Below are 21,222 nucleotides of genomic sequence, written 5' to 3' on the forward strand. Positions count from 1 at the left end.
GAAGGGGCGCTGCAATAATCGACGGATGATCATCTCCCGCGGCCTGACTGCGGCCGCTGCCATGGCATTGGTGGCGGTGGGAACGGCGAGCCCCGCCAGGGCATTAGGCCCTCCACCGGACGGCCTCTACACCTTCAGCGAAGCGGGCGTGCCGCCGTCCACCTGGAAGATCTCGGCCTTGTGCGACGCGCCGTCGCGCCAACGCGCCATCCCCGACTTCACCGACCCGGTCATTGCGGCCGACCTGTGCGCACTCAACGTCGTAAGTACCACGGCGCGCGTCATCAGTCCCGCCGAGAAGCTGGCGAACTACAGCGGCCGGGCACGGCTGACGAGCGATCTGTGGACGTTCCAGGTGTCCAAGGCGAATGGCGTCTCGTGTCCCGACGGCAGCACCGCGACCTCCACGGACACGTACGCCTTCGACGATGTCACGCTGGCTGGTACCCACACCAGCATCCACGACGCGGTCTGTGGCCTGCAGCCCGGGATGACCAAGACCCCGTTCACGCTGGCGTTTCAGTCGCCGCTGCCGGTACCGGTCGAGCGTTACCCGTTGGACTGCAACGAAATCGGACAGTGCCGCTAGACGAATGGCGAGCCCGCTAGATCGGCGTGATGTAGTTGATCAACCACTTGCCACCAATGCGCTTGTACTCCACGCGTAATCGGCTGCCGTCGTAGACCGGCTGGCGTGATTTGTCGGTGACCGTGCGGTTCATATAAACCATCACCGATGCCGAATTACGTTGAGCGGTCATGACTCCCACGCCGACGACGTTGGCCTGCACAACCACCTCGCGCTTCTTGGCTTCGGGAATGATCTGCGCGGTGGCGCTCTTTTCGAACTCCTGCCGATAACCCGGGGTCAGCAGCGGATAGGCGTCGGTCAGGCTGCGCTCGACGGTTTGGTAGTCGTAGCCGAATACCTGCGGTATCTCCTTAGAGGCCAACTTCGGCAACACTGCGCGGGCCGACTGTTCGCCCCGCGTCTGCACCCGATCCCAATAAATCCACCCGCCGGCCGCGGCCAGCCCGACGAACGCAGCGGTCAGCAAGGTGACGACGGCGGCGATCAACCACCGCATCAATTGCCTCCCTCTGGATACTTCAGGTCGTAGCCGGTCATCCGGCCGTTCTCGTCCTCGTGCACGATGACCCGCATCCGGTAGGGCTGAGACGGCTTGTTGACACCGTCGATGTCGGTGACCGTGACCCGCGCCGACACCAGCACCGACGCATTGTCGGTGACCTTGTCGATGCCCTCTAGTGCGGCGCCGTTGATGACCGCCTCCGATGTCGCGTTGGTGTGGCGGAACAGGGTTTTGATGTTTTCGACGTTGTTGTTGGAACTGAGCATGCCGCGCAACGGTCCGCTGGTGCCCTCGTAGAACCGGCTCACGCTCTCGTCGATGTTGTCCTGCGTGTAGCTGAACATGTTGACCACGGTTTGGGTGGCGGTGTCGACGAAGCGCTGGTTGCGGGTCTGCTCCGCGTCGGCGTGGCGCTGCTGGACAACCAGGACCCACAGCCCTGCGCCGAGTGCGCCGATGCCCACCAGCCCGGCTACCAGCGCGATCAGCCCGACAAGCCGGCGGTTGGCGGGCCGGCGCTGCGGCGGACCGACCGGTGCGGTTCGCCACTTGACCGGTTCGGCCGGCGCCTCGACGCGAACGGTGGCCGTGGCCGCATCGCCGCCGGCCGGTCCGGCCGCGCGCGAAGCCTTCCGGCGCGCACGCCGCGTCGCAGGTTCGCTCACAACTGCCTCGGATCGCGCATCAGGTCCACCCAGGTCTCGGCGCTCGATGATCTACCGGGCGCGAAGATACCAGTGCCACCTGCCGGGTCCTGGAACGCTCCCGTGCTCTCGTCGTACGTGGTGTAAGCCGCACCGCTGGCCTGCGGCACCGGCCCCGGCGGCGGACCCCACGGCTTCTCGGGCGGGGGGAATGGCGGCGGCGGTGAGAGACCTTCCGGTGGTGGGGGCGGCGGAACCGCCTTCGGGAACGGGATCATGGGCGGCTGCGGCGGGTAGGGCGCCGGCGGTATCCACGCCTGTCGACCGTCGGTGCCGCCGGTGTTGGGCGGCGGCGGCGTCGGGAATGGCTGATTCGGCGCCGGTCCCGGTCCCGGCACCACCCCGGGCGGGGGCGGTCCTACTATGGGTGTGCCCGGATCCGGATCGGCACCCGGCGGAATGTACGGGAACTTGTTGGGCGGCAAGATGTTCAGCCCGTTCGTGACCGGGGTGTCGTACGGGATCGGCGGCCCGCGCCACGGGTTGGTCCCAATCGGCACGTAACCGCGCGGGTCACGACACAACGCCACAGTCGGTGCCCGCTTACCCGGAAACTCCTGGCACGGGTAGTTCCGTGCGCCCCGCACCGTGGACGGGTCATTCTGGGCGGTCTTGCAGTACATGTCCGTCGGGATCTCACGCACCGTCTCGTCGGCGGGCGTGCGGATCAGCGGCGGCGGAATGAAGCCGGTGTTGCACGGCGGTGGGTCAATGTTGATCTTGAAGTCCAGCTTGGCGCCCTCGTCCTGTGGCTCACCGCCCGCCGCGGTGGTGATCGCCGCGAAAAGCGCCGGCAAGACAACCAGCAGGTGCTCGAGCGACTTGTGGTAGATCACGCCGACCCGGCCGAGGTTGGCCAGACTGGCCGCCAGCATCGGGAACGAGGGCCGGATGCCGGAGAACGCCGTGTTGGCCTCGTCGGCGGCCGGTGGAACCACAGCCAGCAGCTGGCGAAGTTGCGGATCGGCTTGCCGCACTTCGGAAGTGAAGCGTGCCAGCCCGTCGGACAGCGACTTGATGTCGTCACCGGCGCGAATCTGGGCCTGCAGGAACGGACCCACCTGATCGACCAACTGCGAGGTCTGGGGAAAGTAGGCGTTGGCCTCGTCCACGAGCAGCCGCGACGACTCGATCAGCCGGGCCAATTCCGGACCGGATCCGTTGAACGCCTTGAATGTTTCGTGCAGCAATTCGCGCAGCCGGGTGTCGGCCACACTGTTGACCAGGGTCTCGGATTGGCGCAGCAGGGTGGCGATGTCCAGTGGGATCCGGGTGTTGTCCCGCGCGATCCGCGATCCGTTATGCAGCTTGGTCGCGGCCGGAGAATCCGGCGGCACGAGATCCACGTACTGCTCACCGATTGCCGACACGCTTTTCACGGTGGCCGTGACGTTCGACGGCACGGCAGTTCCGCTGTTCAGCCGCATGACCGCGTCGACGCCATTCGGGTTCAGCCCCACCGACTCCACCCGGCCGACCGCCACACCGCGGTACGTGACGTTGGCGTTCTTGTACAGACCACCGCCGGCGACGAAATCGGCGGTTACCTGGTAGGTGCCGACGCCAAGGGCGGCCGGCAACCGCAAGTAGAAAATCGCCATCACCGCAACGGTGATCACAGTGACCACGCCGAAGATGGTCAGTTGGGCTCGGGTCAGGCGATCCAGCATCAGTGCTTCCCCTCCGAGTACCCCGGCGGGATCTTGAACGGGTCTGCCGCCTGCCCTGACAGGTTGGCCATTTCCCCGACCAAAAAGTCCGGCGGGTTTAGGACGTCGTTCATGTGCAGCATGTTCGGGTCCAGCGGCCACGCGGTGGTGAAGAACGTTTCACCGAGCCGGCGCACGGTGAGGTCGAAGGTGGTGAACACATTGAGGTAGTCGCCGCGCACCGCCTGCTTGATGCCGAAGTTGGGGAACGGAAAGGTCAGCAGGAGCTGCAGCGACGTGACGAAATTCTTGCGGTTGTCGGCCAGTGCCTTGGTCGCCGAATATGCGCTCTTGAGGTCTTCGGCGAAATCCACCTTGGTTTCCGAGAGTACATGCGAGGCGACCGTCGCCACCTTCTTGAGGGCGGCGAACGCGTCGATGATGTGGTCCCGGTTCTTGTTGAGCACCAGCAGCGCCTCCGGCAACGAGTCGAGCGCTCGGCCCAGGCTGTCCTTGTTGTGCGCGAGGATCGCCGAGAATCGGTCCAATCCCTCGATGGCGGCGATGATCTCGTTGACTTGGTTGTTGAGCCCTGCGGTCAACTCGGCGAGCCTTGACACAAGATCGACGAACTGGCTTTGCCGGCCAGCCACCGCCTTGTACGTCTCGTCGGTGATCTCTTGCAGCGCACCGAGGTTGCCCTTGTTGACCACCACGCCCAGTGCCGAGAGGACCTCTTCGGTCGTGGGGTAGCGACTGGTGTGCGACTCCTGGATTCTCGAGCCGTCGCGCAGCCTCCCGACCGGCGGCTGGTTCTTCGGGGCAGCCAGCTCGATGTGTTGGGACCCAAGGAGCGACGTCTGTGCCACTTTGGCTGTCGAGTTCTCCGGCAACACCACGTTGCGGTCGAGCGCCAATTCCACTGCCGCAAAGAAACTTCCATCGGGGCGCTGCATCGCGTCGATCCCCGACACGCTGCCGACGGTGACGTCGTCGACCATGACCGGCGAGTTCTGCGGCAGTGTCGCCACGTCGGCCAAGTCGACGGTGATCGAGTAGGAGCCGACGCCATGGCCAGCGGTGCCGGGCAACGAGATGGAGTTCAGCCCGCCGAACTTACAACCGGCCAGCAGCATGCCGCTCGCTGCAATTGCCATGCCACGCAACATAACTCGCTTCATCGGCCCGCTCCCTGCTCCGCGTGCAGCGGGCCGGGCGCTGGACCGACCGGTGCGGCAGCCGGCGCGGGCGCAAGTGCGGGTGCCGGGGCGTTCGACGGCGCGGGCGGGACCAGCATGGCCTGCAGGTCGTCCGGGCTGGGCGGATGAACCCCTGGCGCCGGTATCCAGGTCAGCTCCGGGATCGGCGTCTGCGCCTTGGCCTGGGTGGCCGGCGTGTCGTAGATGATCTGGCCCTTGTACGCGGTGATCGAGTTGATCGGGTGGAACATGAACGGCGGATAGTTCGCGGTCAACCGGCGCAGTGGCGGGGCCAAACGCTCCCGGCAGATCTCGGCACGCTTGTAATAGTCGGGCGCCACCAGTCCGGCCGCGGTGTCGAAGGAACCGCCGCAGATGAATTGGACTGGGTTGGAGAAGTTGGGAATCGATAGCAGGCCGTTGAGCGTGCCCTGCGCCGGGTCGTAGATGTTGTAGAAGTTGCTGATCCCGGGACCTGCGACGTGCAGCACCTGCTCGATGTTCTCGCTTTGGTCGCTCAAGGTCTTGGTCAAATCGCCCAGCTTGTTGACCGTTCCGATCAGCGTCGAATTGTTCTGGTGCAGAAAGTCTTTGACGTCGCTCAGAGCCTGATTGAGCATGCCGAGCGTCTGGTCGAGGTGCTCGGAGCTCTTGGCGAGCACCTGCGAAACCGAGGCCACGTGTCCGGCGAACGCCACGATCTGTTCGTTGCTAGACGACAGTGCGTCGACCAGCACCTGCAGGTTGCGGACCGTACCGAAGACATCGGTGCGCGAATCCCCCAGCCGACCGGCGGCTTGCGACAGCTCACGCAGTGCGGCGTGGAAAGAGTCACCGTTGCCGTTGAACGTGTCGGCCGCCTGATTGATCAGCTTGCCCAGCGGCCCCTGCATCTCTCCCGCGGCGGGACTCAGCTGATTGGCCAAATCCTTCAGCGCCTGTTTGACCTCGTCCCATTCCACCGGCACTGCGGTGCGGGACAGATCGATGCTGGCCCCGTCGGGCAACGCCGCACCGCCGGTATACGCAGGCGCAAGCTGAATGAACCGCGCCGCAACCAAATTGGGCGCCATGATGACCGCCCGCGCATCCTGTGGCACCTTCACGCTGCGGTCGACCGACATGGTGATCTTGACATCGGATGCGCGCGGTTCGATCGAGTCGATCTTGCCCACCGGCACCCCGACAATCCGAACCTGGTCGCCGGGATACAGCCCGACAGCGGAGGTGAAATAGCCGACGATCTTGTGCCCCGTCCGTGCCGGCCAGACCAGGTAGGCGCCGGCCGCGATGAGGACCGCAAGCGCCACAGCCAGGGTCAACCGCAGTGCGCGACTGCGTTGTTGAAGAGCCGAAATCACGGTCATGGCGACTGCGGCCTAATCGTCCAGCGCTCCTGGATGAGGCCGCGCAGATAGTCCGCGAAGCTGTCCGGGAGCTTGCCGGGCTGGAAGACGGCGTCGAACATGATCCCGACGATCGGCGCCGGCAACACGCCGTAGACGTTGACGTTGAACCCCGGTCCGGAGCCGACCACCTCACCCAGCGTGGTCGCGTACGCGGGCAGTCGTTTCAGCGCCTCGGTGATGTATTCGTGGCGCTCGTTGAGCAAGTCCAGCACCTGGTTGAGCTTGGAGAGCGCCGGCCCGAACTCCTTGCGGTTGTCGGCCACGAACCCGGAAAGCTGTTGGGAGACATCGCGGATCCCGGCGATCAGCTGACCCAGTGCGGCTCGGCGCGCGTCCAGCGCGGCGAACAACTGGTTACCGTCGAGAACCAGTTTGTTGACCTGCGCGGCGCGGTCGACCAGCACCTCGGTGACCGACTTCGCGTGCGCCAGCAGGTTTCCCAGCGCCTCGTCACGGCGGTTGAGCGTGCGCGACAGCGACGTCACGCCGTCCAGCGCGCCGCGCAACTGCGGGGTGGCGTCGCGCAGCGAGTCGGTGAGGACCTGTAGCGACTTCTCGAACTGAGCCTTGTCGAGATCGCCGGCGTTGCGGCCCAAGTCCTCCAGCGCCGAATTGAGCGCATACGGTGTCGTCGTCCGACTCAACGGAATTATGGTCGCCGTGCCGCTGCCGGCCGGGGTCACCGAAACCGCTCGCTGGCCGAGGATGGTGTCGGTGCGAATCGCCGCCAGCGATTGATTGCCGACGGCGATGTGGCGGTCGACGGTGAACGTCACCCTGGCGGTGTCGCCGGCCAGGCCAACCGACTTCACCTGGCCCACTTTGATACCCGACACGTAGACGTCGTTGCCTGGTGTGATCCCACCCGCGTCGCTGAAGTATGCGGTGTACGGCCGGCCCTGCGGCCAAAACGGCAATCCCGTGTAGCCGAAGGCAACCAACACGATGCAGGTCACCAGCACCAGGCCGAAGATGCCGGTCCGCAGAGGGTCGCGAACATCTGCCTTACTTGGCAAAAGCGCACCTGCCTTTGCTGGGATCGGGCTGACCGCCCATCGGGATCCGGATGTCGCTACCGGCGGGCCCATTGATCTTGATTGTCACTGTGCAGAAGTAGATATTGAAGTACGCGCCGTACGCACCGAGCGCTGACAGCCGCAAGTAGTCTTCGCCCAGTTGCTCGATGTCGTTGGCCACCTCAGCTTTTCGGTCGTCGAGCTCGGTGGCGATCGGCCGGGTGTTTTCGATGACGCCCTGCAGCGGCCGGCGCGTGGCCTTCAGCATTTCGGTCAGATCTGATTCCGCGGACGCCAGTGGCGGAATCGCGCCCGCCACCGCGTCGCGGCCCTGTGCCAGGCCGGTGATCAGTTGCTGCAGTTGGTCGACGCTGGCCGAGAACTGCGCGCCCTTCTCGTCAACCGTGGTCAGCACGGCGTTGAGGTTGTTGATCACATCGCCGATCACTTGGTCGCGCGCGCCCAGCGTCGAACCGAAAGCGTTGGTGTTGGCCAGCAGGTCCGACAGCGCTCCGCCCTGGCCTTGCAGCAATTGGATGACGTAGCTGCTGACCGTGTTGACCTTGTCGGCATCCAGACCCTTGAGCACCGGGCGCAGACCACCCAGCAGCGCGTCAAGGTCGAGTGCCGGCTGTGTGTGGTGCTGGTCGATGGTCCCGCCCGGCTGCAGCTTGCGTAGTTCGCCAGGGCCGGAGGTGATCTCCAGAAACCGGTCGCCGACCAGGTTTTCGTAGCGGATCACTGCTCGCGTCGACGAATACAGCGTGTAGCGCTTGTCCACCGTGAACGCCACGTCGACGCTGTTGTCCTTGTTGAGCTTGACGCCCCTGACGGCGCCGACCGGCACGCCGGCGATGCGGACCTTCTGTCCGCCTTTCAACCGCGTCGCGTCGGAGAAGTTGGCGTGGTACAGGTTCGACGGGCCGAACCGGAACTCGCCGAATATCACCACCAGGCCGACGGCGACCAGCAGCATGGTCGCGGTGAAGATGCCGACCTTGATCATCATCGAGCGGTGCGACTCGTGAGGCGCCGTCATCAGAAATCATCCCGTTCTGCGAAGGCGCCGTGGAACAGGAACTGCAGCGTCGACGGCGCGTCCACCTGCATTTCGGTGAACGGCTCGTACGGAATGTAGGCGTTGTCGGTAACCAGGAACGGCGAGCGGAACCAGGAGCCGCCGGTCTGCTTGGTCGGGATGTCCGGCAGCCCACGGCAATTGGGGCCGCCGGAGGCGTTGACGATCGGCAGGCTCTCCGGGTACGTGTACGACGGCGCTCCCAAGATGAAGCTCGACGAGGTGAACAGGCCCGCCTTGCGCACACCGAGCAGCGGCGCGAACTCCTCGATGCCGCGCTCGATACCGGCGAACAGGCAACCGAATTCCGGCGAGTAATCGCCGGAGACCTTGAGCGGGGCGCGCAGCCGCTTGATCGCGTCGATGTAGTCCTGCTCGGCCGGTGCCAGCGTGTCGTAGGCGTTGTTGGCCAACCCGATCGTCGCCAGCAGGGTGTCGTTGAGGTCGCCCTGTCGCTCGACGACGGTCTTGGCGACGGTCGGCGTGTTGTTGAACACGGTGACCAGGTCGGGGGCGGCGTCGGCGTAGATGTTGGCCACCGTGGCGGTCCTGGCGAAGTCCTGCTGCAACGTCGGCAGTTTCGGATTCAGTTGCCGCGTCAGGGTATTCAGGCCGGACAGCAGGTCGCCCAGGTCGTCGCCGTGACCGCGCAGACCTTCGGCGACGGCGCTCAGCGTCGCGTTCAGGTCGACCGGATCGATCTTGTGCAGCAGCTCGATCAGCGACTGGAACAGCGTGTTGACTTCCAGCGAGACCGCCGAGGCCTGTATGTGCGCGCCCGGCCGCAACGATGTCTTCGAAGGAGACTGCGGCGGAATGAATTCCACCGACTTGGCGCCGAAGATTGTGTTGCTGGCGATGTGGACGGTGGCATTGGACGGGATGTAGCGCATCTCGCCGCTGTCGATGCCGAGTTCGAGCTGCGCCTGGTCTCCGGAGTACCTGACGTTCTTGACCTTGCCGATCTGGATGCCCCGGTACTTCACCTTGTTGTCGCGGTCCATCACCAAACCGGCCCGCGGCGCAGTCACGGTGACGGTGCTGGTCGACGAAAACGCCGCGTTGTAGGACAGATACGTCAACAGCACAAAGCCCAGCAACAGAGAGGCCAGCAGCGCCGCTGCCAGCCTGACATGAGTACGTCTTGCCCCTGTGCTTGCCATCGCTCCCTTTATCCGGAGAGGTTGAAATTACCGGACGCGCCGTATACGGCCAGCGAGATGAACAAAGTAATGACGACGACGACGATCAGCGACGTGCGCACCGCCTGGCCCACGGCGAGGCCGACGCCGACCGGTCCGCCAGAAGCGTTGTAGCCGTAATAGGTATGGACCAGCATCACCGCGATCGACATCACGATCGCCTGCAGGAACGACCACAGCAGATCGCTCGGGTTGAGGAACGTATTGAAGTAGTGGTCGTACAGGCCGGCCGACTGCCCGTTGATGAACACCGTCGTGAACCGGGCGGCGAAGAACGACGCCAGCACCGCCAGTGAGTACAGCGGGACGATCGCGATCAGCCCCGCGATCAACCGGGTCGACACCAGGTAGGACACCGAGTGCACGGCCATCGACTCGATGGCGTCGATCTCTTCGGCGACCCGCATAGCGCCCAATTGCGCAGTGGTGCCGGCGCCGATCGTCGCGGCCAGCGCGATGCCGGCCACGACGGGGGCGACGATGCGGACGTTGAGGAACGCCGACAGGAACCCGGTCAGCGCCTCGATGCCTATGTTGCCCAACGATTCGTAGCCCTGCACAGCGATGACGCCACCGGACGCCAATGTCAGAAACGCTGCGACACCGACCGTTCCGCCGATCAGTACGAGCGCGCCGGTTCCCAGCGTCATCTCGGCGATCAGCCGGATGGTCTCTTTGCGATAGCGGCCGAACGCGTTCGGGATGTAGCGCATCGATTCGCCGTAGAACAGCGCCTGCTCGCCGAAAGTGTCGACCGGCCCGGCGAACCGGGACATAAAGCGGCGGAATCGCAGAGTGGCGTCGTAACTCATCGGGCCAGCACTCGCACGCCGATGGCCGTCATGATCACGTTGATCACGAACAGGCAGATGAACGCGTACACCACGGTCTCGTTGACGGCGACGCCCACACCTTTGGGCCCGCCCTTCACCGTCAGGCCCCGGTAACAGCCGACCAGTCCGGCGACGACCCCGAACAGCAACGCCTTCACCTCGGATAGCACCAGCTCACCGAGATGGGTCAGTACCGTCAGGCCGTTGACGAATGCGCCCGGGTTGACGCCCTGCAACAGAACAGAGAAGACGTAGCCGCCGGCGATGCCGATCGCCGACACCAAGCCGTTGAGTAACAGCGCGACGAACGTCGACGCCAACACTCGCGGCACCACCAGGCGATGGATCGGGTCGATGCCAAGCACCCGCATCGCGTCGATTTCCTCGCGGATGGTGCGGGCGCCCAGGTCGGCGCAGATCGCGGTGGCACCGGCACCGGCGACCACCAGCACGGTGACGACGGGGCCGAGCTGGGTGATGGTCCCGAAGGCGGTGCCCGCCCCGGACAGGTCGGCGGCACCGAGTTCGCGCAGCAGGATGTTGAGGGTGAAGGCCACCAGCACGGTGAACGGTATGGCCACCAGCAGTGTCGGGATCAGCGAGACGCTGGCGATCATCCAGGTCTGGTCGAGGAACTCGCGGAACTGGAATGGCCGCCGGAACATGGCGCGGAAAGTCTCCAGCGACATCTCGACGAACCCACCCACGGCCCGGGCCGGAACCGCAAGCTGTCCAATCAACCTTGGGTCCCTTCTCGGGTGGGGCGTCTGCAACGTTGGCGAAGCCTATGCGTCCCCTACGCGCGCCGGTGTATCTCCCCTATCGTCGGACGCTGCTCCGCGTGAGCCGGATCATATTAACTAGAACAAGTTCGCAGTGTCAAAGAACTGCAGAATTAGACAAAAGTTAGTAGTTTGTCGAGGTCAGACGCTATGTGACGCAAATCATCCTGTAACGTGTTCTAATGGGCCAAGGCGGGATACAGATTGTCTCAACTGCCCGTCACGACTCCATCAGGCCGGTCGCCGCGAAGGTGCGCTCGGGGTCGCGCCTAGCAAAGTACTGCTGCAGCGTCGCACTCAGCTCGCCGGGCTCCCAAGCCGGCGCGTCCGTGGCAAACTGTTGCTCCACCGTCGGCGCCGCCACCAGCGTTACCCGCGGTCCGTACACGATGAACAGCTGACCGTTGACCGCTTCGGCCGCCGGCGAAGCGAGGAAGCGGACCAGGGTCACAACATGCTCGGGCGAAAGCGGATCGATCTCGCCGGTCTCGGGCGCCTCGCCGAAGACATCGGCGGTCATCGCGGTGCGGGCCCGCGGGCAGATCGCGTTGGCGCAGACCCCGTAGCGACCCAGCGCCCGCGCGGCGGACAGGGTCAGCGCGGTGATGCCGGCCTTGGCGGCGCCGTAGTTCGCCTGGCCGACCGGACCTACCAGCCCAGCCTCCGACGAGGTGTTGACGAGCCGGCCGTAAACGCCGGCGGCTCCTGCTTCTTTGGCCTTTTGGCGCCAATAGGTGGCCGCGTTGCGGGTCAGCAGGAAGTGGCCACGCAGGTGCACGGCGATCACGGCGTCCCACTCCTCGTCGGACATGTTGAACAGCATCCGGTCGCGGGTGATTCCGGCGTTGTTGATCACGATGCTCAGCCCGCCCAGCCCATCGGCGGTGCTGACCAGCTCGTCGGCGGTCGCGCGCTGGCTGATGTCGCCGGCCACCGCGACAGCTTTGGAGCCGGCCGTGGTGATCTCGTCGAGGACGTCGGAGGCGTCCAGCGCGCCGGCGATGTCGTTGACGACGACGGTGGCGCCGGCGCGGGCTAAGCCGATCGCCTCGGCGCGGCCCAGTCCTGCGGCCGCGCCGGTGACCACCGCGACCTTCCCGGACAGGTCGGTCGCGTTCGTGCTGCTAGTCAATTTACGAATACCTCTAGTCTGTCGTGGTCTGTCGGGCGGCGACCCGCTGCTAGTCTTCGCGCTTCAGGGCCGCACGCGGGCATTCGGCGATCGCCTGCTCGGCCAGCGCCTCCCGGTCGGCGGGAATCGGGTCCGTCTTCACCACGGCATAGTCCTCGTCATCGAGCTCGAAAATGTCCGGCGCGATTCCCATGCACACCGCATTGCCCTCACACCGATCGCGGTCCACTATCACTCGCACGAGTTTCCTCCTTGCGTTTCCGGCTGCCGTGTCCCCACCATACGACGACGGCTCGCTGGACCCTCAGACTAGAACGTGTTACAACCAGGTTTGGTGAACGGGTAGCCTAAAAGCCCGTCGAGCGTCGGGTTGTTGAGCGAAATCGATCCATTTGGACCCGATAACTCGACGCTCGGCAGAGACGACCGGAGGACGGCCAATGCGGATCAGTTATACCCCGGAGCAGGAGGAACTGCGCCGCGAGCTGCGGTCGTATTTCGCCAAGCTGATCACCCCGGAACGCCGCGAGGCGCTGAGCTCGACGTCGGGCGAATACGGCACCGGCAACGTCTATCGCGAGACCGTCGCGCAGATGGGCCGCGACGGGTGGCTCGCACTGGGCTGGCCCAAGGAATACGGCGGGCAGGCCCGCTCGGCGATGGACCAGCTGATCTTCACCGACGAGGCGGCCATCGCCGGGGCGCCGGTGCCGTTCCTGACGATCAACAGCGTGGCTCCGACGATCATGGCGTTCGGCAGCGAGGAGCAGAAGAAGTTCTTCCTGCCCAAGATCGCCGCGGGCGAGCTGCACTTCTCCATCGGCTACTCCGAGCCCGGGGCCGGCACCGACCTGGCCAACCTGCGCACCACCGCGGTGCGGGACGGCGACGACTACATCGTCAACGGCCAGAAGATGTGGACGTCCCTGATCCAGTACGCCGACTACGTATGGCTGGCCGCACGCACCAACACCGAAGCCAAAAAGCACCGCGGCATCTCGATGCTGATCGTGCCGACCACCGCCGAGGGCTTCTCCTGGACGCCGGTACACACCATGGCGGGCGTCGACACCAGCGCCACCTACTACCAGGATGTTCGGGTTCCGGTGGCCAACCGAGTCGGCGAGGAGAACGGCGGCTGGAAGCTGGTCACCAATCAGCTCAACCACGAGCGCGTCGCGCTGGTGTCCGCACAGCCGATCATCGTGGCGCTCAACCAGGTTCGCGAGTGGGCGCAGAACACCAAAGATGCCGGCGGCGCCCGGCTGATCGACTCCGAATGGGTGCAACTCAACCTGGCCCGGGTGCATGCCAAGGTCGAGGTGCTCAAGCTGATCAACTGGGAGCTGGCGTCTGCTTCTGAGGCCGCCCCATCGCCCGCCGACGCGTCGGCGGCCAAGGTGTTCGGCACCGAGCTGGCCACCGAGGCCTACCGGCTGCTGATGGAGGTGCTGGGCACCGGCGCGACCGTGCGTCAGGATTCGCCGGGCGCGCTGCTGCGCGGACGGGTCGAGCGGATGCACCGCGCGTGTCTGATCCTGACCTTCGGCGGCGGCACCAACGAAGTGCAGCGCGACATCATCGGCATGGTGGCGCTCGGGCTGCCCCGAGCCAACCGGTAAAGGACCCTCATGGATTTCTCGACAACCGAAGCCGCAGTTGACCTCGGCGGTCTGGTGGACACGATCATCGATGCGGTGTGTACGCCGGAGCATCAGCGTGAACTGGACGGCTTGGAGCAACGGTTCGACCGCGAGTTGTGGCGAAAGCTCGTCGATGCCGACATCTTGAGCGCCGCGGCTCCCGAGTCCTTGGGCGGCGGCGGTTACGGCGTACTCGAGCAGACCGCGGTGCTGGTCGCGCTGGGCCGAGGGCTGGCCGCCGTGCCGTATCTGGAGTCGGTGGTGCTGGGCGCGGGAGCGCTGGCCCGGTTCGGCTCGGCCGAGCTGCAGCAGGAGTGGGGTGCGCCCGCGGTCAGCGGCGAGAAGATCCTCACCGTCGCGGTGGACGGCGAGATGGGCGACGGGCCCGTGCAGGCCGCACGCTCGGGTGACGGGTACCGGCTGACCGGCTCCCGCACCCAGGTCGGTTACGGCCCGGTGGCCGACGGCTTCCTCGTGCCCGCTGAAACCGATTCCGGCACCGCGGTTTTCCTGGTGTCTGCCGAGGAGGCCCCGATAACGCGGCTGGAGACCACGGGTCTGGGCAGCGTCGGGCATGTCCGGCTGGACGGAGTCGAGGTCGGTGATGCGCGGCGGATCGGCGGCGACGACGTGCTGAGCTGGATTTCGACACGTGCTTCGTTGGGCCGCAGCGCCTTTCAGCTCGGCGTGCTGGACCGCGGGCTGCAGTTGACCGCCGAATATGCCCGTACCCGTGAGCAATTCGACCGTCCCATCGGCAGCTTCCAGGCCGTGTCGCAGCGGTTGGCCGACGGTTACATCGACGTCAAGGGGCTGCGGCTCACCCTCACCGAGGCGGCGTGGCGGGTCTCCGAGGACTTGCCCGCAGGCAACGAGGTGGCCACCGCGGCGTTCTGGGCCGCCGAAGCCGGACATCGGTTGGCGCACACCATCGTTCACGTCCACGGCGGCGTCGGTATCGACATCGACCACCCGGTACATCGCTATTTCCTGGCGGCCAAGCAGACCGAGTTCGCGTTGGGCGGCGCGACGGGGCAGCTGCTGCGCATCGGCCGCGAGCTCGCGGACACCCCAGCCTGAGTCATGGCGGATCTGCCCACCGTCGTCGACTTGCTGAAACCGCTAGTCGACGTCGACGATCGGGGCGTCTACTTCGAGGACTCGTTCACGAGTTGGCGTGATCACCTCCGGCACGGCGCCGCGGTAGCCGCCGCATTGCGCGCCCGGCTGGACCCTGGTAGGCCGCCGCATGTCGGAGTGCTGCTGGAGAACACCCCGTTCTTTTCGGCGGTGCTGGTCGCCGCCGGGCTGTCGGGCATCGTGCCGGTGGGGCTCAACCCGGTGCGCCGCGGCGCTGCGCTGACCCGCGATATCGACTACGCGGATTGCCAGCTGGTGCTGGCGGATGCGAATTCGACTGCCGCCATTGGCGATATCCCGCACGTCAATGTCGATTCCGATGAGTGGGCCGGCGAGGTGGCCGCGCATGGCGATGCCAAGGTGTGCTTCCGGGATGCCGCGCCCGAAGACCTGTTCATGCTGATCTTCACCTCCGGCACCAGCGGTGACCCGAAGGCGGTCAAGTGCAGCCACGGCAAGGTCGGCATCGCGGGGGTGACGATGACCGAACGGTTCGGGCTCGGCCCCGCCGACCGCTGCTACGTGTCGATGCCGCTGTTCCACTCCAACGCCGTGCTGGTCGGCTGGTCGGTGGCGGCGGCGTGCCGCGGGTCAATGGTGTTGCGGCGCAAGTTCTCTGCGTCAGGATTCCTCCCCGACATCCGGAAGTATGGCGTCACGTACGCCAATTACGTCGGCAAGCCGTTGTCGTATGTACTGGCCACTCCCGAACGACCCGACGACGCGGACAACCCGCTGAAGGTGGTGTACGGCAACGAGGGCGCCCCGGCCGACATCGAACGCTTTGCCCGCCGGTTTGGCTGTGTCGCGGTCGACGGGTTCGGCTCGACCGAGGGCGGGGTGGCGATCGCCCGCACCCCCGACACCCCCGCCGGCTCACTGGGCCCGCTGCCCGAAGGCATCGGGATCGTCGACGTCGACACCGGCAAGCCCTGCCCGCCCGGTGTCGTCGGCGAGCTGGTGAACATCGCCGGACCGGGCCGGTTCGAGGGCTACTACAACGACCCGGAGGCCGACGCGGCACGGATGGCCGACGGCGTCTACCACAGCGGCGACCTGGCCTATCGCGACGAGAACGGGTACGTGTATTTCGCTGGGCGGCTGGGTGATTGGCTACGGGTCGACGGGGAGAACCTGGGCACCGCGCCGATCGAGCGGGTGCTGGCACGCTACCCCGGGGTCAGCGAGGTGGCGGTGTATGGCGTGCCCGATCCGGCCGTCGGCGACCGGGTGATGGCCGCGCTGGTGATGACACCGGAAGCGGAGTTCGACGTCGACAAGTTCCGTGCCTTTCTGGCCGAACAACCCGATCTCGGGCCCAAGCAGTGGCCGTCGTACGTGCGGGTCAGTAGCGCACTGCCCCGCACCGCGACGTTCAAAGTACTCAAACGCGAACTGTCGGCCGAGGGCGTCGACTGCCCCGACCCGGTGTGGACCCTGCGCGAGCAGACGTAAAATCGCCTAAAATCGCGGTGTTTTGGGCGATTTTACGTCTGCTCGCCGTGGCTAACCGGCGACCGAGATCGACTTGGTGTCCAGATAGCCCTCGATGCCTTCGCGGCCCAACTCTCGGCCGTAGCCACTGAATTTGACGCCGCCGAACGGCGCATACGGGTCCATCGTGTAGCCCTGGTTGACCCCGAACGTGCCCGTCCGGATGCGGGCGGCCAGCGCCACCCCGCGGTCAACGTCGTCGGTGAAGACGGACCCGGCCAGCCCGTAGTCGGAGTCGTTGGCGATCCGCACCGCCTGGGCCTCGTCGTCGTAGCCGATGACGGTCAGCACCGGGCCGAAAATCTCTTCGCGCGCTATCCGCATCGTGTTGTCGGCGTCGGCGAACAGCGTTGGCCGCACATACCAGCCGCGCTCGACGCCGTCGGGCATGCCGGTGCCGCCGGTGACCAGCCGGGCGCCTTCCTGCTTGCCGGCCTCGATGTAGCCAAGGACGCGCTGCTGTTGCCGGCGCGCCACCAAGGGGCCCACCTGGGTCGCGGGGTCGACAGGATCACCCACCACCAATGCCTCCATCTCGGCGGTCAGCGCGTCGATGAACTCGTTACTTCGCTTGGCGGGCACCAGGATTCGGGTCAGTGCGTTGCAGATCTGGCCGCTGTTGGACAGGCTCGCCGATCGGATGCCCGTAGCGACGGCCGCCGGATCGGCGTCGTCGAGGACGACCGCCGCCGACTTGCCGCCGAGCTCGAGGCTGACCCGTTTCAATCCGGTCGCACACGCCGCGGCCACCTGTCGTCCGGCGACGGTGGACCCGGTGAACGACACCTTGTCCACTCCTCCGTGCGCCACCAGGTAGGCGCCGACGTCGGCGCCGCCCGGCACCACGCTCACCACACCGGGCGGCAGGCCGAGCTCTTCCAGCAGTTCGGCCAGCAGCAGCGCGTCGAGCGGCGACTCGGGCGCCGGCTTGAGCACCACGCAACAGCCGGCCAGCAATGCGGGGACCAGCTTGGTGACGATCAGGAACTGCGGCATGTTCCACGGCACGATCGCGGCGACGACGCCGACCGGTTCGCGGCGGATGCGGATGTCGGCGCCGTAGTGGCCGCGCCGGGTTTCCTGCCACGCGAAGTCGTCGGCCAGATCGCAGAACGCGGTCATCATCATCCACGGCAGGCCGACCTGGGCCCGCTGGGCGAAGCTGGTCGGCGCGCCGATCTCGGCGGTGATGAGATCGGCCATCTCCGAACGCCGTTCACCGTAGAGCTCGGCCAGCCGGCGCACCACGGCAATGCGCTCGGACGGATCGAGTCGCGGCCAAGGGCCGTCGTCGAACGCCTGGCGGGCGGCCCCGACCGCGGCGTCGACGTCGGCCGGTCCGGCAGCCGCCACCTGTGCGACCGGTGCTTCGGTGGCCGGCGAGATCACGTCGATCACGGCGTCGGTGCTCGGCTTCGACCAACTCCCACTGATAAACAGTTCGCCTGCTCGCACACCAACCTCCGGCATAATATCAACTACTTGTGATTGCTCTGCCGAGCATATACGGTCGGCCCATGCCTCGTTTTCCCAAGCCACCGGAAGGCAGCTGGACAGAGCATTACCCCGATCTCGGCACCGGGCCGGTGTCTTACGAGGACTCCATCTCCCCGGAGTTCTACGAGCTCGAGCGGGCGGCGATCTTCAAGCGAGCTTGGCTCAATGTCGGTCGCGCCGAGCAACTTCCACGCAACGGCAGCTACTTCACCAAGGAACTGAAGGTTGTCAACACCTCGATCATCGTGGTGCGCACCACCAACGGCGACATCAAGGCGTTCCACAACATCTGCCGCCACCGCGGCAACAAGCTGGTCTGGAACGACATGCCTGCCGAGGAGGCCAGCGGCTTTTGCCGCCAATTCCGGTGCAAATACCACGCATGGCGCTACGACCTGGACGGCAACCTGACCCACGTCCCGCAGGAAGGCGAGTTCTTCGACCTGGACAAGAACCGCTACGGGCTGGTGCCGGTGCACTGCGACGTGTGGGAAGGCTTCATCTTCGTCAACTTCGCCGCCGAACCCGAGCAGTCGCTGCGCGAGTTCCTGGGCCCGATGATCACCGGGCTGGAGGGGTATCCGTTCGGGCAGCTGACGTCGCGGTGGTGTTACCGCTCGGAAGTGAAAGCGAATTGGAAGCTCTACCTGGACGCGTTCCAGGAGTTCTACCACGCGCCGGTGTTACACGCGAACCAGTCGCCGACCAAGTACTCCAAGGCTGCCGCGGAGGCCGGGTTCGAGGCGCCGCACTATCGCATCGACGGGCCGCACCGGCTGGTCAGCACGTCGGGCGTGCGGGCCTGGGAGATGGATGCTGACATGCGCAAGCCGATCGACGAGATCTGCCGCAGCGGGCTTTTCGGGCCGTGGGACAGCCCGGATCTCGGCCCGCTGCCCGACGGCATCAACCCGGCCAACTGTGACCCGTGGGGGCTGGACTCGTTTCAGCTGTTCCCCAATTTCGTGATCCTGATCTGGGGGCAGGGCTGGTATCTGACCTACCACTACTGGCCGACGTCGTATAACAGCCACGTTTTCGAGGGCACGCTGTATTTCCCGCCGCCCCGCACTCCGCGCGAGCGGGTCGCGCAGGAACTGGCGGCGGTGACATTCAAGGAATTCGGTCTGCAGGACGCCAACACGCTGGAGGCAACCCAGTCGATGATCGAATCACGTGCCGTCGACGGTTTTCTGCTCAACGACCAAGAGGTGCTGATTCGGCATCTGCACCGCGAGACCGCGGCGTGGGTCGACGAGTACCGGCGCGCGACGGCGGGCTTCTGATGACCACCAAGCTGCCGCCCGAATTCGCCGATCTGGAACCGTTTTCCGACTGGTGCCTGCCGAGCGAGCCGGAGCGTTACCACAAGCGACTCACCAGCTCGATGGCGGACATGCAGGCGTTCTACGACGCCATCATGCCGCGCGCGGAGGACGCGCTGGCCTACTGCGACAAGTTCAGCCTCGACGACCTGCCCGACGACGTGATGAACCTGATGCACCTGCTGTACTCGATGATCATGGTGTCGTTCCCTGTCGAATGCTGGAAGCAGCCGCGCATTCCCGATTCCGGGGCATCGACACTGGATTGCGTCTGCGAACCCGTGCCGTGATCGTGTTGCGTGCCGCCCGCTGGGCGGACGTCGACGCCGGTGAGGTCCGCTCGCCGGCGGTGGTCGTGATCGACGGCGACCGGATTGCTGCGGTGAATCCCGCCGAGCCACCGGTTGATTCGGAGGCCGAGATAGATCTCGGCGATGTGACCCTGTTGCCCGGCCTGATGGACATGGAACTCAACCTGCTCATCGGCGGCCCCGGCGGGCCGGAAGGGCTGCCGTCGCCGATGCATGGTGTGCAGGACGACCCGGCCTACCGCACGCTGCGCGGCGCGGTGAACGCCCGGGCCACGTTGGATGCCGGGTTCACCACGGTGCGCAATCTCGGCCTGATGGTCAAGACCGGCGGCTATCTGCTCGACGTGGCGCTGCAGCGCGCGATCGATGCGGGCTGGCATGTGGGCCCGCGGGTGGTGCCGGCCGGGCATGCCGTCACACCCTATGGCGGACATCTGGATCCGACGGTCTTCCAACGGCTGGCGCCGGGCATCATGCCGCTGTCGGTGGCCGAAGGGATCGCCAACGGGGTGCCCGATGTGCGGGCCTGCGTGCGTTACCAGATCCGCCACGGCGCCAAGGTGATCAAGGTGTCCGCGTCGGGTGGGGTGATGTCGCACAGCACGGCACCCGGGTCGCAGCAGTACTCCGACGAGGAGTTCGCCGCGATCGCCGACGAGGCCCACCGCGCCGGCATCCGGGTGGCCGCGCATGCGATCGGTGACAGCGCCATCCGGGCCTGCATCAAGGCCGGAATCGACTGCATCGAACACGGTTTCCTGGCCACCGACGACACGATCCAGATGATGGTCGATCACGGTACCTTCCTCGTTTCAACCACCTATCTGACCGAAGCGCTGGCGGTCGACCGCGTTGCACCCGAGTTGCGCAAGAAGGCCGCCGAGGTGTTCCCACAGGCTAAAGCCATGCTGCCCAAGGCAATAGCCGCCGGGGTGCGGATCGCCTGCGGCACCGACGCACCCGCGATCCCGCACGGCCAGAACGCGAAGGAGCTGTGCGCACTGGTCGACCGCGGCATGACGCCGATGCAGGCCATCCGCGCGGCGACAGTGACCAGCGCCGAGCTCATCGAGGCCGACCACGAACTCGGCCGGCTGGCACCCGGCTACCTCGCCGACATCGTCGCCGTGCCCGGGGACCCGTCGCGCGACATCGCCAGCACGCTCGACGTACGGTTCGTCATGAAGGGCGGTCAGGTTCACAAGCGGCCGTAGGACACACCATGGAACTCACCGACAACATCCTGTGGCTGCTCAAGCAGGCCTTCCATTTCTCGCTGAAGACCGTCAACGACGCGATCAGCAGCCACGGAGTGACCACCGCGCAAATCGGCTTGATGCGTCAGCTGGCCAACGAGCCGGGCCTGTCCGGCGCCGAATTGGCCCGCCGGCTGCTGATCAGCCCGCAGGGCGCGCAGTTGGCGATCGCCGCGCTCGAGGACCGCGGCCTGGTGGAGCGCAAGCAAGACCCGCAACACGGCCGGATCCTGCAGACCTACCTGACCGATCAGGGCCGCGCCGTGGTCTCGGCCGTGCTGGCCGACGCGCTGGCCGCCCACGAGCAGGTGTTCGGCGTACTGAGTCCCGACGAGCAACAGGTGCTGCACGACCTGTTGGCCCGCGTGGTCGAACAAGGAACCGGCAACCCACTGTTCACCGACCACCCCGATGATGAATCAAGTACTTGATAAGTATCGCAAGTACTTGATACTCTC

The 21,222-nt window shown here is 65.9% G+C and carries 21 protein-coding genes; 8 read left to right on the forward strand and 13 right to left on the reverse strand.

What is annotated here, in order from left to right; genetic code table 11:
- The first annotated feature begins 25 nt into the window (after positions 1-25).
- Entirely contained in the window at positions 26-589 is a 564-nt protein-coding gene (locus AWB95_RS12980; RefSeq protein WP_062540052.1) for a hypothetical protein, read from the forward strand.
- 16 nt (positions 590-605) lie between these two features.
- Here AWB95_RS12980 and AWB95_RS12985 read toward each other — a convergent pair whose 3' ends face one another.
- The 12 genes from AWB95_RS12985 to AWB95_RS13040 all read right to left on the reverse strand — a co-directional run bounded on the left by AWB95_RS12985 (position 606) and on the right by AWB95_RS13040 (position 12,339).
- Complete coding sequence (locus AWB95_RS12985; protein WP_062540051.1) at positions 606-1,088, reverse strand: mammalian cell entry protein; 483 nt, start codon at positions 1,086-1,088, stop codon at positions 606-608.
- Positions 1,088-1,759 carry a mammalian cell entry protein gene (locus AWB95_RS12990; protein ID WP_085168311.1) on the reverse strand — a complete coding sequence of 224 codons (672 nt, stop codon included), beginning with the start codon at positions 1,757-1,759 and terminating at the stop codon, positions 1,088-1,090. The genes AWB95_RS12985 and AWB95_RS12990 overlap by 1 nt, the downstream gene beginning before the upstream one ends.
- The gene (locus tag AWB95_RS12995) at positions 1,756-3,468 is read right to left on the reverse strand and encodes a virulence factor Mce family protein (RefSeq protein ID WP_062540746.1); all 1,713 of its coding nucleotides are present in this window, start codon (positions 3,466-3,468) and stop codon (positions 1,756-1,758) included. Before AWB95_RS12995 ends, AWB95_RS12990 begins: the two co-directional genes overlap by 4 nt.
- Positions 3,468-4,628: an MCE family protein gene (locus AWB95_RS13000; protein ID WP_062540747.1), complete on the reverse strand. Its 1,161-nt coding sequence runs from the start codon at positions 4,626-4,628 to the stop codon at positions 3,468-3,470. Before AWB95_RS13000 ends, AWB95_RS12995 begins: the two co-directional genes overlap by 1 nt.
- Positions 4,625-6,013 carry a virulence factor Mce family protein gene (locus AWB95_RS13005; protein ID WP_085168312.1) on the reverse strand — a complete coding sequence of 463 codons (1,389 nt, stop codon included), beginning with the start codon at positions 6,011-6,013 and terminating at the stop codon, positions 4,625-4,627. Before AWB95_RS13005 ends, AWB95_RS13000 begins: the two co-directional genes overlap by 4 nt.
- Positions 6,010-7,071, reverse strand: coding sequence for an MCE family protein (locus tag AWB95_RS13010; RefSeq protein ID WP_062540748.1), 1,062 nt, complete (start codon positions 7,069-7,071; stop codon positions 6,010-6,012). Before AWB95_RS13010 ends, AWB95_RS13005 begins: the two co-directional genes overlap by 4 nt.
- Positions 7,061-8,110, reverse strand: coding sequence for an MCE family protein (locus AWB95_RS13015; protein ID WP_062540749.1), 1,050 nt, complete (start codon positions 8,108-8,110; stop codon positions 7,061-7,063). The genes AWB95_RS13010 and AWB95_RS13015 overlap by 11 nt, the downstream gene beginning before the upstream one ends.
- Positions 8,110-9,312: an MCE family protein gene (locus AWB95_RS13020; RefSeq protein WP_062540750.1), complete on the reverse strand. Its 1,203-nt coding sequence runs from the start codon at positions 9,310-9,312 to the stop codon at positions 8,110-8,112. The genes AWB95_RS13015 and AWB95_RS13020 overlap by 1 nt, the downstream gene beginning before the upstream one ends.
- Positions 9,313-9,320: 8 nt before the next feature.
- Complete coding sequence (locus AWB95_RS13025; RefSeq protein WP_062540751.1) at positions 9,321-10,163, reverse strand: MlaE family ABC transporter permease; 843 nt, start codon at positions 10,161-10,163, stop codon at positions 9,321-9,323.
- Complete coding sequence (locus AWB95_RS13030) at positions 10,160-10,924, reverse strand: MlaE family ABC transporter permease (protein ID WP_062540752.1); 765 nt, start codon at positions 10,922-10,924, stop codon at positions 10,160-10,162. The genes AWB95_RS13025 and AWB95_RS13030 overlap by 4 nt, the downstream gene beginning before the upstream one ends.
- 262 nt (positions 10,925-11,186) lie before the next feature.
- Positions 11,187-12,098 carry a 3-oxoacyl-ACP reductase gene (locus tag AWB95_RS13035; RefSeq protein WP_062540753.1) on the reverse strand — a complete coding sequence of 304 codons (912 nt, stop codon included), beginning with the start codon at positions 12,096-12,098 and terminating at the stop codon, positions 11,187-11,189.
- A 49-nt stretch (positions 12,099-12,147) separates the two neighbouring features.
- Positions 12,148-12,339 (reverse strand): ferredoxin, encoded by a 192-nt coding sequence (locus AWB95_RS13040; protein WP_045377263.1) that lies wholly within the window; start codon positions 12,337-12,339, stop codon positions 12,148-12,150.
- A 199-nt stretch (positions 12,340-12,538) separates the two neighbouring features.
- Between AWB95_RS13040 and AWB95_RS13045 the strand changes: the two genes are divergently transcribed.
- The 3 genes from AWB95_RS13045 to fadD17 are packed head-to-tail and all read left to right on the forward strand — an operon-like array spanning position 12,539 to position 16,336.
- Entirely contained in the window at positions 12,539-13,720 is a 1,182-nt protein-coding gene (locus AWB95_RS13045; RefSeq protein ID WP_062540754.1) for an acyl-CoA dehydrogenase, read from the forward strand.
- Positions 13,721-13,729: 9 nt separating this feature from the next.
- Entirely contained in the window at positions 13,730-14,821 is a 1,092-nt protein-coding gene (locus AWB95_RS13050; protein WP_062540755.1) for an acyl-CoA dehydrogenase family protein, read from the forward strand.
- A gap of 3 nt (positions 14,822-14,824) precedes the next feature.
- The gene (gene fadD17, locus AWB95_RS13055; RefSeq protein ID WP_062540756.1) at positions 14,825-16,336 is read left to right on the forward strand and encodes a long-chain-fatty-acid--CoA ligase FadD17; all 1,512 of its coding nucleotides are present in this window, start codon (positions 14,825-14,827) and stop codon (positions 16,334-16,336) included.
- A 51-nt stretch (positions 16,337-16,387) separates the two neighbouring features.
- Here fadD17 and AWB95_RS13060 read toward each other — a convergent pair whose 3' ends face one another.
- Positions 16,388-17,845: an aldehyde dehydrogenase gene (locus AWB95_RS13060; RefSeq protein WP_420799438.1), complete on the reverse strand. Its 1,458-nt coding sequence runs from the start codon at positions 17,843-17,845 to the stop codon at positions 16,388-16,390.
- A 47-nt stretch (positions 17,846-17,892) separates the two neighbouring features.
- Here AWB95_RS13060 and AWB95_RS13065 point away from each other — a divergent pair, with 47 nt between their 5' ends.
- From AWB95_RS13065 to AWB95_RS13080, 4 genes are read left to right on the forward strand one after another with little or no spacing between them, the layout of a single operon-like run.
- Positions 17,893-19,158: an aromatic ring-hydroxylating oxygenase subunit alpha gene (locus AWB95_RS13065; RefSeq protein WP_062538473.1), complete on the forward strand. Its 1,266-nt coding sequence runs from the start codon at positions 17,893-17,895 to the stop codon at positions 19,156-19,158.
- Positions 19,158-19,487 carry a hypothetical protein gene (locus tag AWB95_RS13070; RefSeq protein WP_062538474.1) on the forward strand — a complete coding sequence of 110 codons (330 nt, stop codon included), beginning with the start codon at positions 19,158-19,160 and terminating at the stop codon, positions 19,485-19,487. The genes AWB95_RS13065 and AWB95_RS13070 overlap by 1 nt, the downstream gene beginning before the upstream one ends.
- A complete protein-coding gene (locus AWB95_RS13075) occupies positions 19,463-20,722 on the forward strand; it encodes a metal-dependent hydrolase family protein (protein WP_232315476.1) in 1,260 nt (419 codons plus the stop codon). Before AWB95_RS13070 ends, AWB95_RS13075 begins: the two co-directional genes overlap by 25 nt.
- Before the next feature lie 8 nt (positions 20,723-20,730).
- Positions 20,731-21,195, forward strand: a complete 465-nt coding sequence (locus tag AWB95_RS13080) for a MarR family winged helix-turn-helix transcriptional regulator (RefSeq protein ID WP_062538476.1) — start codon at positions 20,731-20,733, stop codon at positions 21,193-21,195.
- Positions 21,196-21,222 lie beyond the last annotated feature (27 nt).

This window comes from Mycobacterium celatum, assembly GCF_002101595.1.
GTDB classification, from domain to species: Bacteria; Actinomycetota; Actinomycetes; order Mycobacteriales; family Mycobacteriaceae; genus Mycobacterium; species Mycobacterium celatum.

Excerpts from the sequence above, each read along its gene's own strand:
- AWB95_RS12995 (WP_062540746.1), bottom strand. The coding sequence starts at position 3,468 with ATGCTGGATCGCCTGACCCGAGCCCAACTGACCATCTTCGGCGTGGTC.
- AWB95_RS13020 (WP_062540750.1), bottom strand. The coding sequence starts at position 9,312 with ATGGCAAGCACAGGGGCAAGACGTACTCATGTCAGGCTGGCAGCGGCG.
- AWB95_RS12985 (WP_062540051.1), bottom strand. The coding sequence starts at position 1,088 with ATGCGGTGGTTGATCGCCGCCGTCGTCACCTTGCTGACCGCTGCGTTC.
- AWB95_RS12980 (WP_062540052.1), top strand. The coding sequence starts at position 26 with ATGATCATCTCCCGCGGCCTGACTGCGGCCGCTGCCATGGCATTGGTG.
- AWB95_RS13015 (WP_062540749.1), bottom strand. The coding sequence starts at position 8,110 with ATGACGGCGCCTCACGAGTCGCACCGCTCGATGATGATCAAGGTCGGC.
- AWB95_RS13000 (WP_062540747.1), bottom strand. The coding sequence starts at position 4,628 with ATGAAGCGAGTTATGTTGCGTGGCATGGCAATTGCAGCGAGCGGCATG.
- AWB95_RS13025 (WP_062540751.1), bottom strand. The coding sequence starts at position 10,163 with ATGAGTTACGACGCCACTCTGCGATTCCGCCGCTTTATGTCCCGGTTC.
- AWB95_RS13080 (WP_062538476.1), top strand. The coding sequence starts at position 20,731 with ATGGAACTCACCGACAACATCCTGTGGCTGCTCAAGCAGGCCTTCCAT.
- AWB95_RS13060 (WP_420799438.1), bottom strand. The coding sequence starts at position 17,845 with ATGCCGGAGGTTGGTGTGCGAGCAGGCGAACTGTTTATCAGTGGGAGT.
- AWB95_RS13005 (WP_085168312.1), bottom strand. The coding sequence starts at position 6,013 with ATGACCGTGATTTCGGCTCTTCAACAACGCAGTCGCGCACTGCGGTTG.
- AWB95_RS13045 (WP_062540754.1), top strand. The coding sequence starts at position 12,539 with ATGCGGATCAGTTATACCCCGGAGCAGGAGGAACTGCGCCGCGAGCTG.
- fadD17 (WP_062540756.1), top strand. The coding sequence starts at position 14,825 with ATGGCGGATCTGCCCACCGTCGTCGACTTGCTGAAACCGCTAGTCGAC.
- AWB95_RS13050 (WP_062540755.1), top strand. The coding sequence starts at position 13,730 with ATGGATTTCTCGACAACCGAAGCCGCAGTTGACCTCGGCGGTCTGGTG.
- AWB95_RS13065 (WP_062538473.1), top strand. The coding sequence starts at position 17,893 with ATGCCTCGTTTTCCCAAGCCACCGGAAGGCAGCTGGACAGAGCATTAC.
- AWB95_RS13070 (WP_062538474.1), top strand. The coding sequence starts at position 19,158 with ATGACCACCAAGCTGCCGCCCGAATTCGCCGATCTGGAACCGTTTTCC.